The sequence below is a fragment of the Chitinophaga hostae genome (assembly GCF_018224885.1).
In the GTDB taxonomy this organism is placed as follows: Bacteria; Bacteroidota; Bacteroidia; order Chitinophagales; family Chitinophagaceae; genus Chitinophaga; species Chitinophaga hostae.
Genome location: NZ_JAGTXB010000003.1, coordinates 239,480 through 254,701, shown reverse-complemented (window position 1 = coordinate 254,701; position 15,222 = coordinate 239,480). Strand labels below are relative to the sequence as shown.

Sequence of the window (15,222 nt, the reverse complement as noted above, 5' to 3'; positions counted from 1 at the left end):
AATTTCAATGCATGAAAAAGCTTATCTGTTTGTTGATGATCCTGGGCGCCGCCTGGCGGCTGAGTGCTCAGACTATGCCTGCAGTGGCAACTGTTCCACAGGATGATGACCTGGTAACCCAGATCTTTGGCAAGAATAAAGAGGCCCTCCTGGATGATTTGTTGAAAATATCTCCAACAGAAATGCAGGCTTTTCAGACTGCCTTCCTGGAGTATGAAACCGAAAAACGGCCCTGGTTAACAGAGCGCATTGCTTTACTGAAGATGTATAACGAAGAATTTACGTCTATCGACGAGCGGAAAATGAATTCGCTCACCAGGCAGTTTATTAACAATGACCTGGAGTTTGGCCGTTTACAGATGCGTTACTTCCGCCGGATGAACAAGCTGCTGGGTGCTACCCGGGCGGCGAAGTTCTTTCAGCTGGACAACTACCTGGAGCAATCTTCCCGGGTATATTTGCAAAACCAGCTGCCATTTATCAGGGAGCTGGAAACAGACAAACAGGAGTATATACGCGACAGCAAGCCGTTTACACGCCGATAATCAAACCGGTTCTTCCACAAAGTCTTCGCTGCGTGGAATACCTTTGAATTTTTCGAGCAAGTCTGCCGGGAGCCCTGTGAGCTTACGCTTGCGGGTATCTATCCATGCGCCGTCTACCAATACCGTAGCTGATTTGGTGCCATCGCTGCGGAAAATTTCATGTTTGATAGACCAGCGCGAAGCGTCTGCCCGGCATTTGGTCAATTCGCAGGTGACCCGTACTTTATCGTTGGGGCCAATTTCCCGGTGGTAGAATAGTTCTTCCCGGAACAGGATAGGCCCCAGCTGTAGCTGTACGAAATGGGAGGCGTCGAGTCCTACGTGCTCCAGCAGGGTTAGGCGGGCCTGTGCGGCAAAATCGGCGTAGGCCGAGTGCCGCAGGTGCATGTTAGCGTCTATCTGTGACCATAGTACTGGTCCTTCAAAGAATACGTTCATGCTTAAATTTACGAAAAAGTGGTTTAAAACGACCGGGGGTAAAAGCGGTATCTTCTATCTATAACGGCTATACGTAAACTATTTTGGTGGCCGGAGGTGTACCAGGGGGTGGGGTATTAACGAATTTTTTCAATAAAAAAAAGTAAAACAAATTTTTTTAGCATCATTTCGTTTTATACTTTCGCAGCCTGGAGAGTTGGCAGAGCGGTCGATTGCGGCAGTCTTGAAAACTGTTGACTGTAACAGGTCCCGGGGTTCGAATCCCTGACTCTCCGCTGTGAGGGGCTTCATTAAGAAGCCCCTCTTTTTTTTCAAATATCAACAAACCTTTTTCTTTCATTTTCAAATGGTTATGAGATAGATCACGCAGCATAGTTGGTGTTCGATAGATACCATTTTGATAGTATAAATTGCTGTCGAACACCAGATTTACAAATTCGCGTTTTTCTAGTGTGTCACAGGTAGAATATACATGACGCATATCTGTCAAAAGGTCTAATTTCTTTTCCAGAATGTTGAAAGCTAGGCTTTGATCAAGACTCAATCTATCGATTGCTCCTTTTAGGTTTAATATATTATCATTGTAAATGGAGTACCAGCGTTCATAAGTATCTTTGTTGATTTCATTCTTTATCCACTTCTCTTCCACTGAAAACAGCTTTTCTTCGACCTGCTGTAATTCTAACTTTTTATCATTTGCCTTTTTACGGTTTCCTTCCATTTCCTTGTCGATAGAAGCTTTGCTTTCCGTTCTAATTTTCCTAACTTTCTGAGAGGGAAGGCTCATTAGTTCACAAACACTTAAAAGCTGCTCATGGGCTTTGATGGCACTTATATTGTTATGCTTGGAATGTTTACATTTATAATAATAAAAATATTTTCCTGATTTTCCTCTTGAAGGCGCTCCTGAGATTGGAGTTCCACAGTGGCATTTTAAAACGCCTCGCAAAGGAAGTTCTTCATCAATTACTGTTCGTGTCTTTTCAGGCCTTTTTATTTTTTCCTGAACCATCCTCCAAGTAGTAATATCAATGATTGGTTCGTGAATCCCATCAAATAACCCTCCTTTATAATCCTTATAGGAATCAACTTTGAGTAATCCGGCATAAATTGGATTTTTTAATACACGTTCAATTGCCATATTACCTTTAGTGGTAAATCCCAACTGTTCTGCTTCTTGTTTTATACGATATAAAGGTGTATTTCTAAGATATGCATCATAAATGAAACGTATAATTTTTGCTTCAGCTTCATTTATAACCAAATGTTTTTCCTTACGTTCACCTTCCTTCTTGTAGCCGAATGGTGCATTTTTGAAAACAAACCTGCCTTCCTTTGCTTTTGCTGTATAAATACCTCCTTTAACTTTGATGCTTCGATTTATATTATCCTCTTCAGCAAGTAATAACTGTAATCCGGCACGAAAGAAACTTCCGGGAGTGTTATAGTCAAATATTATTCCTTCAGTGACACTAACTACTTGAATATTGTATTTTTTTTGTAGGAGTTTAACCATATTCATTGCCTCTCCTGCATCCCGACTAAAGCGATCTAATTGGTCTACTAAAAGATAATCTACCGTTTTGTAATGTTTATTAATAAATTCCTTCAGCTTAATAAAATCGGGACGATCAAAAGTTCGGGCACTTTTACCACGGTCAATAAATGTATCTACTAGTTCAACATTATTGTATTGCATCCATTGATCTGTATATAATTCTTGTCTTTCAATAGAGCTGTTACTCTGCCCCAGTTGACTGAATCGTAGGTATCTTATTGCTCGTTTCATAGTATTCTTTTAATGTTGTTGACACAACAATTTGTATAATTAAATTTACTAATTTTTCTTCTTTCTCTTGTTCCCATTCGTCATTTATTTTTGTAATTGAATCATCTATGTTGTTGATGCTGGGAATTCTACCTTCTTCCTTCTCATTTTCCATAATTACCTTCTTTTATTTATTAAATAAACCTGCACATTGCTTGGGTATTCATAAATTTAAAATGGGAATGAAGTTGAGTCGAAAGAAATGTCGTGGTATGGTACGATTTGACCGTTCTTGTCTAAAGTCAAAGATATCTTTGGGGAGATGAGTTTTAACAAGCTTAAAGCAGGTATAAGTTAAACTGAGTTTGTTGAACCTTGCGAAACTGGAGTTTCTATAAAGAAAGATCTTTGATTTCTTTACGCAGATAGGATGCGTTCAGGTTCCTTACCTTTATTTTAGAAATAATTAGGATACCGTATAGTTTTGACTCCTATTAGATGAACCGTATAAATACGCAATTTTATTGAGCCGTATATATACCTGATTTTTTGAAACAACGCAATAAATTAAAATATGCTCATTATATTGTAGGCCGATTGTTTAATGTGTTTGAGAACAATGAATCCCAGGATTGTTAAACCCTAGAAATTGATTAGGATTTATTGCAATAAACAGCAGGACTCATAGATAGGTAATTGGTCGTTAGATTGGTTTTACCCCTGGAAAATTAAATACTTTATCTTTTCCCTTACAATAGAATGCCTGTTCCATTGTGTGTACCTACAAGCAGAGTATAACTAAATTGACAAAAACCTTTACTATGAAACTTCTTTCATTTCAACAAAAGACTTAGCATTTAATACAGCATCTAGATTTTCAATTGGAAACATAACCTGTACAATAGAATATGTGTTGTCAGTGACCAATTACCTTTTATTAGTAAAAGAGTAATATTCTATGCTATAGCGGTGATTGTTTCAACAGGATTCTGATCTAACTATGATCAGAGTTGGCTTCCTATGCCGTTGTATTTCGACCGCATAACAATTCCAATCACCAATTAACGGACCGTTCAATGAAAACTGTCATCACACTTGTGTGCCTGCTATTAATGTTCAATGAAACTACCTACGCACAAGATTCGATAACACAACTTTCGCCAAAAACTTCGCTTAAATATCTGTCTCAGGTTAAGCGAAAAGCAGATGGAATCTCCAGACGGATAACCAACACATCGGATAAAACCCTGGAACGGTTTTTAAAGTCTGAGCGGAAAATAAAAGCTAAACTACGGGTTTCCAATCCCGCAGAGGCAACGTCCATTTTTGTCGATTCCTTTAAGACGGAACAAAAGCTTCTTCACAGCATGAAGAGTAAGTTGGGTAAAGTTTCAGGTCTTGCTAAATACACAGAAACAGGAGGTACTTATCTTGATTCTCTGTCCGGGTCACTATCTTATCTAAGCCAGGCTAATAACTTATTGGGGAAGTCTGGAAATATTGGTGAAAAACTGCGCGGTACGATCAGTTCAGTTGATATTCTTAAAGATAAACTCGAATATGCGGAACAGATCAAAGCCTTCATCCGTGAACGTAAGAAGCAACTTACCGATCAACTAAGCCAGTATACGGGGTTTTCCAAAGAAGTGCAGGGATTGAAAAAGGAGGCTTATTATTATTCGGCACAACTAAGAGAATATAAGGAAGTGCTTAAGGACCAGAAAAAGGCAGAACAAAAAGCCATGGAGTTGTTGCGAAAGATCCCTGCTTTTAATGACTTTATGGCTAAAAACTCAATGTTGGCGGGTCTGTTTAACATTCAGAGCGGTAGTGAACTACAGGCAGGATTACAAACGCGAACACAGGTGGAACAAATGATTGAAGGAAGGGTTGGAAGCGGTCCGAATGCCACAGCTCTAGTCAACCAGCAGATGGACGCCGCAAAAAGTAAATTTGATGAACTGAAAAAAAAGTTCCCAGCCCTAAGTGATGCAGGTGAAATGCCGGGTTTTAAACCAAAGGAAATGAAATCCAAAAGTCTGTTACAACGATTGGAGTTCGGGAGTAATATACAGTTTCAGCGCAGTAATCAGTTTTTTCCTACAACCAGCGATCTGGCAGGACAAGTAGCTTATAAGTTTCACAAAAACGGGAGTGTAGGTATTGGTTTATCTTATAAACTAGGTTTAGGTACAGGTTTTAATAACATTCGGTTTTCCAGCCAGGGTATGGGGCTTCGCTCATTTGTCGACTGGAAACTGAAAGGGACATTTTTCCTCAATGGTGGTTATGAACAAAACTACCAGCCTGAGTATACCGGAATCCCAATTCGTATTGGACAACAGTGGACTCAAAGTGGTCTTCTTGGAATCAGCAAAAAGTATAAAATCAATAGTAAGCTGAAAGGAAACGTAATGGTGTTGTTTGATTTCCTATATAATCAACATATCCCCAGGACAGAACCGATAAAGCTCCGAACAGGTTATAATTTTTAAAACAAGAGTCATTTTATAAAATTTTTATTCTATGCTTCGTAAATGTTATCCCTTTATTCTCTTATTCCAGTTAATCCTGGTCAGTACCGTTCGAGGTCAAGTAGACCTTCCGACAGGCAAGGCAAATTTTAGTCTACCTATTTTTAATTACTCGGATGGTGGTAGATTATCCTTTAATATTTCACTGGATTATACTGGTGGTGGCGGCATTTTGGTAAATCAAATTCCATCCAGCGTTGGTTTAGGTTGGAATTTAATAGCCGGTGGTGTAATTACTCGTCATGTCATTGGAGAACCTGATGATCAGGTAGAGGGCACCTATGGTGGGATAAAAAAAGGGGCTGGATTTATGGTGCCGTATTTTCCACGAACGGCCCCGCTTTCAAAGAGAGCAGGCTTTGTACCGCTTGTTCCAAATACTGGACCAGACGATGAATATCAGCCGGATTTTGATGTTCAGCGTGACTTTCAACAGGATATTTTTGAATTTCAGTTCGGTGGCAGATCAGGTAGGTTTATCATTTCTGATGACCAGCATTTACTCACGATGGATAATTCCAAACTGAAGATAGAAAAAAGAGAAGTTGCGGTACCAGCAGATGGTAACGTCATTACCACCATCAATAAATTTATTATTACAGATGAAGCCGGGATAAGGTATACATTTAGCGCATGCGATAGAAGCAATTTGATTAAGTATAAAAAAGGTAGGCAATTGACCGCAACAACTGGACAATCTGTTACTGTTCCATATTTTGACGTCAGCGATTATTCCATCAGAACATCGTGGTACCTAACAGAAATTAAAGACCCTCTATCCGGCCATAAGATTACCTTTAATTATACCGACTATCATTTGCAATACCTAATTGGATATGAAGGAGTTTACACAACTTCAACCATTGATGGTCAAACTAAAAGCGCTGCTCAAAGCTTGCCGCTATGGTTCTCAGGTACCAAAAAACGTCTGACAGATATTACCATGGCCGATGGTAGGACTGTAGTTTCTATGATTTACCATGATGGTGAATTAGCTGATCTACCAGGTGAAAAGGCACTAAAGCAAATCGTTGTAAAAAATGATTCCAAGGTCATATCAGGATATCAATTTGGGTATGAATACTTCTTTAATGATTCTACGCGGGCATTTGATTTTTCCTTTGCTCCGGAGGAATTGAAGTATGCAAGGCTATGTTTGAAGACCGTCCAGAAAACAGGATTAGTTAACTATCCTGATGCCCCGTATACCTTTTCGTATTACAATAAATATGGCACACACTATGTGCCTGGTCGTGCCTTAATGGAGCGGGACCACTGGGGATATTCCAATGGTCATTTATATGCACAGAATTACAATACTGCTGATGATTGTCTATCCAGCATAAAACTATTGACAACTGAGTTTAACCGTCAGGTTTTTCAATCACCTGGTGCATGTGTAGGAATGCTCAAGTCGGTACAATATCCAACAGGGGGGAAGTTGCTTTATGAATATGAGAACAATGATGCGCTTAGCGCTGGTGTAAAAAAGCTTTGTGGAGGTATTCGCGTAAACAAAACCACCCTATATGATATGGTGGACACTACAAAGAAAATCATAAAGCAATACCGATATATAAATGCAGATGGCACATCATCTGGCTGGGGATATGAGGTGCCTATTTATAATGAGGTTAATTATACCAACTTTGTCCTACCTCCTTCAGGGAGTGGTTTAAAGGCGGGAAATATTATTTTCACAACTGCATTTACCACAAATTTCATCCCAGTTATATATTCTGCCTGGTCCTTTGGTGGTGTACAGGGGCTCGGATCATTTATTGGAAGTAACCTATTTTTCATGATAGTGACTGCAATTATAACTGATATTTTGACCCCATCTCCTAGTTTGCGTCAACTGGCTGCCACGAATACCCAGACATTCAGCCACCACGCAGCAATGAATAATGAATTACCACATTTATATAAAAGGGTCGTTGTCTATGAAGGAGACACAACAAATAATATTGGGAAAATGGTTTATCTATTTACTTCTCCCGATGATTTCCCGATAACCGTTCCAGTACAGAGCCAGCCTTATGCAGAGAAATCCAGGTGTCTGCCGTGGGTCTATGGGCTTCCTAAAATTACACAGGAATACTCCAAAAGCAACAAACTTTTATCTGAAATCACTTATTCTTATAGCCCACAGTCAATTGTAACCGGCAATACCAATGTTGCCTGGAAACCTAAGACCGTCCTGATGTGTCCTGAATATGCGTTTTCATCTTATTCGCCAGTTATTGAACTATATTCTGATCAGTATACCCCATTATTTGGACGCACCAGTGTTTCTTCCATTACAAGAAAAGATTACGATAGTACCGGGAATTTTAGCCAGCTGTTAACTTCCTACACATACAATCCTTCAAATCTTCTACCCTCGAAAGTCAATACCGTCAACAGTGTAGGTGATACTATTGAAACCGCTACCTATTTCCCGAAGGATTATGACAGCAATAACTTGCCGGTGCACAAGGCTTTTAGTGATCTGAATATGATTTCTATGCCAGTTGCTATCGAAACCTGGCAAAAAAATTCAACTGGGCAGAAACTAACCGGCGCTTCAGTAACTGAATTCAAATTCCAGGCTAATGGTGATATTAAACCAGAGCAATTACATGTTCTGGAGAGTGGTACCCCATTGTTAGCCACCGTTACTGGACCATTTACTGGTGCATCGCTCAATAGGATACCTGCATTTATCAAACAACAGCAGGTGAATAACTTCGACGGGGAAGGGAATCTTGTACATACTTTCAAGCCGGATGGTATGGAGATCGGCTATAAATGGGGATATGGAGGTCAGACAGGTGAAGGGAAACAAAAGGTTACCGCTTTTATCCAGAATGCACATGCGGCACATATTGATAAAAAGGGAGTTTCCGGTCCAGTAACCAACAATAGTTTGATTGTAACAGATAATTCAACACAGTCGGCAACGATCACTTTATCACAACCAGGAACCATCTATCTGCATCTTGAGGATTATCAAAGCTATGACGGTGCTTTGGTTGATTATACGCTTACAGGTGGTTCTCCAGTAAGAAATTATTCAGGGACTTTATGTTATGTAAATGTGGTATACCGGATGGAAGATCCGTATAATAGCTTTGCGGATTCTTTCCCAAGACATAAATTTTTTGCTGATCTTCCTGCGGGAACCTATACGTTAACTGCAAAGAAAAAATACCAATACAATGCCTTTAAGTTGGGATATACCTACTTTATTGACCCAGGGGCTAATACCACTACTGAATTTAGCTACGAAGGGTTTGAGGATTCACCTTATACCGGAACTATAAAGCCATATGCCGGCAATGGATGTAAGTTAGGTGACTATACTACGACATTTACTATCCCCAATTCGCGAAGTTATCGAGTAGATTATCGCTATTTGTCTGGTGGAAAATGGCTATATAATGCCAAGCCATATACTAACGCTATGACCTTATCAGATGGAGACGCCATAGATGAAGTGAGGATTTATCCGGTAGATGCAGTCATATCAACTGTTACCTATGATCCAGTGTTTGGCCCTACGTCCGAAAGTGACTTGAATGGAAATACTATTTTTCGGGAATATGACTACCAGGGTAGGCCAAGCTTTATCCGGGACCAGGACGGTAATATCCTTCAACGGTTTTGTTACAACTACGCCGGCCAACCAGAAGACTGCGGGGGTAAATCTTATGGGAATATTGCTATCTCCCAGACTTTTACCGCTAATTGTGGACCAGGATATACCCCAGGTCAATATACCTACACCGTTGCTGCCGGAACTTATACAGCTGATGATCAATCTGCAGCAAATGTTTTGGCCATGCAAGATGTGGTAAAGAATGGTCAGAAGAATGCTGATCAATCGGGAGGATGTGTATGCGTCGGGCCATTGCGTAAGGAGATTGGTGGCCAGTGTGTAGCAGGAGTGAGAGAAGATTTTGTACAGGAAGTTGAAGGGGGAGCCCGTTGCAGGGCAGCCTACTGGTATAGCTATCCCGATGGCACTCACTCTGCGGCAGTTCTCGGTGCTTATGTAAACTGTCCGTAAATCTCGTTTCACATTTTCTTATTTTAAAATGTTTGATAAATGAAAAGGAAATTAATCTCATATAATATTGTCTTTTATTTGCTATCGGCCTTCTTAATGGAGACGGATGCCCAAAATTCTCCCTCATCCTCAACAAGGCCTGCAGCCACACCTTTGCCTGTGCCTGCAGCATATGTAAATCCGACAATTAACTATATCAGAACCTGGGAGCCGTTAATGCCGACTACAGATCCGGTTACAGCTACAAATAATGCAAGAACTACCCAGGAAGTTGTTCAGTCGACCGTTTATAAAGATGGACTCGGCAGACCAATCCAGACTGTAATTAAAGGTTCAAGTGCTTCCGGAAAGGATGTTGTAAATGCGCAGGCGTATGATCCTTATGGCCGATCTCCTCTTGTATACCTACCATTCGTACAGACTTCCGGAAACATGAATGACGGCAAATTTAAAAGCAATCCATTTTCGGTACAAAAAGCCTTTTTGCCGGATCCATTGTTGAATCCGTCCGGAGCTGGTGAAACGATCTTTTATGGACAAAATATTTATGACGAGTCACCATCCTCAAATGTTGTAAAAAAATTTGGACCTGGTAACAGCTGGGCAAATGAAGGTGGTAAAAAAAATAGCCAGCATTTGGATTTTGTGAATACTATCGCTGATTCGGTGCGGCTATGGACCATTACGGCAGATATACCCATTACCACCAAAACCTATGATGCAGGGCAATTAAATAAATCCATTAGCGTCGATGAAAATGGTTATCAGCTGATTGAGTATACTGATAAATCCGGTAAAACAATTCTTAAAAAACTACAAACTGGCACAGGGACAGCGGCACATACTGGTTGGCTGTGTACTTACTTTGTTTATGATGAGCTGGACATGTTAAGGTTTATTATCCCTCCCCTTGCAGTCGATAAAATTATTCCCACCTGGTCTGTAGTAAGTTTGCTTCCCGGCTTGTGTACCATTTACAGGTATGATACTAGGGGCCGAAATATTGTGACTAAACTGCCAGGCGTAGATTCCACTGAAATGGTCTATGATTCTCGTAACAGGGTAGTACTTATGCGAGATGGAAACCTGAAAGCAAAAAACCAATGGCTTGTAACTTATTATGATAACTTGGACCGTCCAGTACGTGCTGCAGCGTATTCAGTAGTTGGGTCGACTAGAGAATCGGTTCAGGCTAATGTAAATGCAGCACCAATTGGGACTTTACCCTTTATTCCTGTGGGCAATCTTTCTGATCTTGGATTTGCATTCTATGACGATAATTATTCCTTCCAAGGGGCTCAGCCTGCACTTACATCAGATTTTGCGAAGCCTCAAAAGGGCAACAATCAGTATGAAATACCCAACTCAGGAATCAGCCATCGTGCAATGGGGAAAGTGACTGGGATGAGAGTTAAAATCCTTGGCACCACTCAATGGCGGACAACCACCATTTATTACAATGACAAGGGTAGAGTGCTCCAGACTATTTCCGATAATATCTACGGCGGAAAACAGACAAAGACCTATCTGTATGATTTTAGCGGAAAAGTTCTGAGTACCTATTTCCGCCACACAAACCCTCAGAGCGCAGTTACACCTGAGACAAGAATTTTAACAAACCTAACTTATAACGGGCTTGGTCAGATTGCGCAGGTCAGCACCCAGCTAAATGACGTAGCTGCCAGCACGAGGATTGTTGCCAGCTACACCTATGATGAGCTTGGAAATGTAAGAACCAAAACCATCCCGAAGGAATCCCAAACCATAGAGTATAATCTGGGGGGCCAGCTCAAAAGCATCAACAAGGTATTTGTTAACACTCCTGGCAGCAGCTCAAATTGGTTTGGTGAAGACCTGTCATTCGACTATGGCTTTAATATCAATCAGTACGATGGCAGCATAGCTGGAGTAAAATGGAAAAGCAGGGGCGACGGTATATCCAGAGCATTAGGCTACTCCTATGATAAAGCTAACCGGATTACTGCATCAGAATTTTCTCAACAAAATCAGGGTAGCAGTGCATGGTTAAATGACAAAGTTGATTTTACATCCAAGGGTATCAGTTATGATGGAAACGGGAATTTACTGACCTTGAAACAGACTGGGCTAAAAGGCATCGCTAAAGCAACGATCGATAGTTTGAAATATGGTTATATACCTAATACTAACAAATTATTTTTCGTCTCAGATAAGAGCAACGATGCCCAAAGTAAATTAGGAGACTTTAAAGAGATCAATAACCAGGAAACGCAAGATTATGATTACGATTCTTCTGGTAACCTGGTTTTGGATATGAATCGTCTTTCAGCCCCCAAGCCTTATAACTTCTTGAACTTACCTGATAGTATTATAATCCTGGGTAAGGGAAATATTGCGTACACGTATGATGCTGATGGCAATAAATTACGCAAAATAATCACGGATTATTCAGGAGCTGGAACAGTTACGAAAATTGACTACATAGAAGGATTTGTATACGAAAACGACAGTTTAGTTTATTTTCCCCAGGCGGAAGGTCGGGTACGAGCTCTATATGCAGCCGGAAAGCCAGTAGCATTGGTCTACGACTATTTCCTATTAGATCACCTTGGCAACACACGCATGGTGCTTACGGAGGAATCTGGTAAGTTGAGTTACGCAGCTACAATGGAATCTGCTGCCTCTGCAAAGGAAAATGCACTTTTTGCAAATATTGATGCCACAAGATCTGCTAAACCAGTAGGGTATCCTGCAGATGGAACTACGTCACCGAATGATTATGTCGCCAAATTGAATGCGACTGCCGGGCAGCAGAAGATTGGTCCATCACTTGTGTTACGGGTAATGGCCGGGGATACCATTCAGCTTGGCTGTAAGGCATTTTATAAATCGGCTGCTGCAAGCACTTCCAGTACTCCGGTTGCAAGCATGTTGACATCACTGCTTCAGGCGTTTGCTACAGGTAGCGGGCCAGCTGATGGAGTTCACGGAAATGGTACGGGAACAGGTGCACCCATTACAAACCTTACTTCTGCCAATTACCAATCTATTCGTGACAAAGACCCGTCCCAAAACCTGGCAGCCATGCCGAAGGCCTACCTGAACTATGTTCTATTTGATGAACAATTGAATATGGTGGACGAAAATAGTGGTGTACGACAGGTACAGGGGAGCCCTGATCAGTTGCAGACGTTGGCTACCTCCTCCATGGTGATCAAAAAAAATGGATTTATCTACGTTTACACCAGTAACGAAAGCGTTCAGGATGTTTTCTTTGACAACATTGTGGTTGCCCATAATCCAGGGCCATTGCTGGAGGAAACCCATTATTATCCGTTTGGGCTTACCATGGCAGGGATTAGTTCAAAAGCCTTAAAAAATCCATATGTTGAAAACAGAGACAATTTTAACGGAATTGAGCAGACGACTGAGTTAGGATTAAACCAGTATGAAGCATTTTACCGGACCTTAGATCCCCAAATTGGTCGATGGTGGCAAATGGATCCTGCCAGTTCAAATTATATGGGAATAAATCCATATAATTGTAACTTCAATAATCCAATTTCATTTACGGATCCGGAAGGAGATGATCCCTTTTATGGTCTTTTATGGTGGCTTAACACTGGTATTGGGTATACACTGCCCCAACTAACTGTAACCGCGCCACGAATTGGAGTAAAGCTCATTGAAAATAGCGCTGTAAGATACATTACTAGTGGTGTTCTTCAAACTGCAGTCAGTACCGTCGCAACCGCAAAGGCTATTAAAAATTTTTACAGTATAGAGAATGCCAGGAGAAACTTGAATGATATTTCTGAATGGTCATCTGGAAAAATTGATCAGGGCATTCAGAATGTCAGGTATAGAATTCAAACCCATACCACTACGCCGGAACTAATTGCAAATAGTTTCATGGAGAATCCGATGACGGCAATTACTGGCATTGCCGGAGCGGAGAGCTGGTTGGGAATTGCAACTCTTGAGGAACTGGCATATGGGGCAAGGGGCGCTGGTAATATACCGAATGGCAAGTTTTACTCGGTTGCGTTTGAAGCAGAGCTACCAAGTAATTTGTATCCAGGTCATCGACGCGGGGTGCATTTTCAAGCGTCAAATAAAGTGTTAGATGATGCAATGAAGTCGGATGCGGCATTTGCAAAAATTATGGAAGATCTGGGTGTGGAGATTCCTCGATCTAACAAAGGAACAATTCTTGGAGAAGCACCAAAGGGGTGGGTTTGGCATCATCATTTAGAACCTGGAAAAATGCACCTAGTGCCGAAGTCTCAACACCCTAATAATCCAGGTGGCATTTTTTGGAGAACAATGCATCCCAATTGGAAAGGGGGGATGTCGTTATGGGGTAACCAATAAAATTAAATGTTTATGAATATTGTTGAATTAATTGATCACTTAAAGTCCAGGAAACTTGCAGAGGAATTAATCAGTCGATTATTACCTGAAGTAGAATTTGGCATGATTGAAATTTTCATGAAGGAAAATGTAAGTCTGGAATCAGAAATTAATCTCTTTGACGCTGAAAATATTCCAACTACTATCGTTATTGAGGTTAATGGTATTAAGTATGAAAACTTCTTCCCCTTAAGCGAAGCCCAGGAAATGGTGGAAGACTATGTACGGGATTATAATAATAGATTAAGTAGTCTGGACATAGCAAAAAGAATGTTCGATTATCGCTTGAATGACGCTTAATTTGTGTTAAGAAATTAAACAATTGGCATTCATTGGGTACGTGAATGTTATGACGGTCGGTCAAGAAATGACCGACCTTTTTTTCTTAATATTGGCAGTTTGTTTAGGGAAATTAATTGGTAGATGGGAAAGGCGGCGTGGAAGGTGTCGTAACCAAAGGGGATGTTAAGTATTACTATCTAATAGAAGTTTTTTTGGCGCAGGAATTTATTGAGGATTGGGTAGCAACATTTGATACTCGACCTTCAGATAGTGGAATTGCAAAAAGACTTTATGAGTATGCGTTAAATGACGCCTGATTTGTCCTTAAAGGTATTTCACTCAAAGTTTAATTGAATAAGCTACAAGTCAAGATAATTATCGAAGAATTAAGCTGTCTCATGAATTTGAGACGACTTTTTCTAATTTGCGAAAATTTTTATCAGAAACAGCATTCAATGTCCATCATGACCATCGTAGAATTAATAGATCAATTAAAAACTATTGATCTCGCAGAGAAACTAGGACAACAATTTTTACCAGATGTTGAATATGATTCTATCGATATCTATATGAAAAATCAGGTTGGAATCGAATCCGAAATTTACCTTTTTGACTCAGGAATATTGGACAATAATGTTCATATTGAAGTAGAAGGTATAAAATATGAACATTTTTTTGCCCTTTTTGAAGCCCAAGAAATGGTGGAGGCACTTGTCACAAAACAAAGTGCCAATAATATTGAAATGGCCAAAAGGATGATTGAATATAGTATATATGATGCTTAAAAATATGAATATCATTGAATTAATTGATCACTTAAAGAGTTTTGATCTTGCTGAAAAATTCATCAATAACATTTTGCCAGAAGTTGACTTTGATGAGATCTTGATTTATATGAAAGACAATGTTGGGCTTGATGCTGAAATTTCTTTTTATGATGCTGAGTCGATTCCGTCGCAACTTATTATGGAAATTGATGGAAACAAATTTGAGTTTTTCTTTCCATTGTACCAAGCCCAGGAAATGGTAGAAGAATATGCAACCAAATACAATCAAGAACTGAGCAATTTGGAAATTGCCAAGCGAATGTTGGATTATCATTTAAATGATGCTTAAAGAAAAAGGTGATTTTACTCCCTATAATTTGAAGTATCCATTGAGAAAATGGCAAATGGATAGTTCAAATTATAGGGATATTCTTATTAAAGGTCG

At 40.1% G+C, this 15,222-nt stretch carries 9 protein-coding genes, 1 tRNA gene and 1 pseudogene; 8 read left to right on the top strand and 3 right to left on the bottom strand.

Annotated elements, in window-relative coordinates; genetic code table 11:
- The first annotated feature begins 11 nt into the window (after positions 1-11).
- Positions 12-545 (top strand): hypothetical protein, encoded by a 534-nt coding sequence (locus KE626_RS08185; RefSeq protein ID WP_211972386.1) that lies wholly within the window; start codon positions 12-14, stop codon positions 543-545.
- On the opposite strand, the gene KE626_RS08180 is transcribed toward KE626_RS08185, so the two are convergent.
- Positions 546-983: an acyl-CoA thioesterase gene (locus KE626_RS08180; protein ID WP_211972385.1), complete on the bottom strand. Its 438-nt coding sequence runs from the start codon at positions 981-983 to the stop codon at positions 546-548.
- A 190-nt stretch (positions 984-1,173) separates the two neighbouring features.
- On the opposite strand from KE626_RS08180, the gene KE626_RS08175 reads away from it, so the two are divergent.
- A tRNA-Ser gene (locus KE626_RS08175) sits at positions 1,174-1,258 on the top strand.
- Positions 1,259-1,983: 725 nt separating this feature from the next.
- Here the strand turns inward: KE626_RS08175 and KE626_RS35165 are convergent.
- Together KE626_RS35165 and KE626_RS08165 are read right to left on the bottom strand one after the other, a co-directional pair.
- Positions 1,984-2,772, bottom strand: a pseudogene (locus KE626_RS35165) (recombinase family protein); the annotation flags it as partial.
- Positions 2,723-2,926, bottom strand: coding sequence for a hypothetical protein (locus KE626_RS08165; protein WP_211972384.1), 204 nt, complete (start codon positions 2,924-2,926; stop codon positions 2,723-2,725). The gene KE626_RS08165 and the pseudogene KE626_RS35165, both read right to left, overlap by 50 nt.
- A gap of 901 nt (positions 2,927-3,827) precedes the next feature.
- On the opposite strand from KE626_RS08165, the gene KE626_RS08160 reads away from it, so the two are divergent.
- The 6 genes from KE626_RS08160 to KE626_RS08135 all read left to right on the top strand — a co-directional run bounded on the left by KE626_RS08160 (position 3,828) and on the right by KE626_RS08135 (position 15,126).
- Entirely contained in the window at positions 3,828-5,246 is a 1,419-nt protein-coding gene (locus tag KE626_RS08160) for a hypothetical protein (RefSeq protein WP_211972383.1), read from the top strand.
- A 31-nt stretch (positions 5,247-5,277) separates the two neighbouring features.
- A complete protein-coding gene (locus KE626_RS08155; RefSeq protein ID WP_211972382.1) occupies positions 5,278-9,336 on the top strand; it encodes a DUF5977 domain-containing protein in 4,059 nt (1,352 codons plus the stop codon).
- 39 nt (positions 9,337-9,375) lie between these two features.
- Positions 9,376-13,689: a DUF6443 domain-containing protein gene (locus KE626_RS08150; RefSeq protein WP_211972381.1), complete on the top strand. Its 4,314-nt coding sequence runs from the start codon at positions 9,376-9,378 to the stop codon at positions 13,687-13,689.
- A 12-nt stretch (positions 13,690-13,701) separates the two neighbouring features.
- The gene (locus KE626_RS08145; protein WP_211972380.1) at positions 13,702-14,028 is read left to right on the top strand and encodes a hypothetical protein; all 327 of its coding nucleotides are present in this window, start codon (positions 13,702-13,704) and stop codon (positions 14,026-14,028) included.
- Positions 14,029-14,474: 446 nt separating this feature from the next.
- The gene (locus tag KE626_RS08140) at positions 14,475-14,795 is read left to right on the top strand and encodes a hypothetical protein (RefSeq protein WP_211972379.1); all 321 of its coding nucleotides are present in this window, start codon (positions 14,475-14,477) and stop codon (positions 14,793-14,795) included.
- Between the two features lie 4 nt (positions 14,796-14,799).
- Complete coding sequence (locus KE626_RS08135) at positions 14,800-15,126, top strand: hypothetical protein (RefSeq protein ID WP_211972378.1); 327 nt, start codon at positions 14,800-14,802, stop codon at positions 15,124-15,126.
- Positions 15,127-15,222 lie beyond the last annotated feature (96 nt).

Coding starts and splice junctions, on each gene's coding strand:
- KE626_RS08135 (WP_211972378.1), top strand. CDS start 14,800: ATGAATATCATTGAATTAATTGATCACTTAAAGAGTTTTGATCTTGCT.
- KE626_RS08160 (WP_211972383.1), top strand. CDS start 3,828: ATGAAAACTGTCATCACACTTGTGTGCCTGCTATTAATGTTCAATGAA.
- KE626_RS08140 (WP_211972379.1), top strand. CDS start 14,475: ATGACCATCGTAGAATTAATAGATCAATTAAAAACTATTGATCTCGCA.
- KE626_RS08180 (WP_211972385.1), bottom strand. CDS start 983: ATGAACGTATTCTTTGAAGGACCAGTACTATGGTCACAGATAGACGCT.
- KE626_RS08150 (WP_211972381.1), top strand. CDS start 9,376: ATGAAAAGGAAATTAATCTCATATAATATTGTCTTTTATTTGCTATCG.
- KE626_RS08155 (WP_211972382.1), top strand. CDS start 5,278: ATGCTTCGTAAATGTTATCCCTTTATTCTCTTATTCCAGTTAATCCTG.
- KE626_RS08145 (WP_211972380.1), top strand. CDS start 13,702: ATGAATATTGTTGAATTAATTGATCACTTAAAGTCCAGGAAACTTGCA.
- KE626_RS08165 (WP_211972384.1), bottom strand. CDS start 2,926: ATGGAAAATGAGAAGGAAGAAGGTAGAATTCCCAGCATCAACAACATA.
- KE626_RS08185 (WP_211972386.1), top strand. CDS start 12: ATGAAAAAGCTTATCTGTTTGTTGATGATCCTGGGCGCCGCCTGGCGG.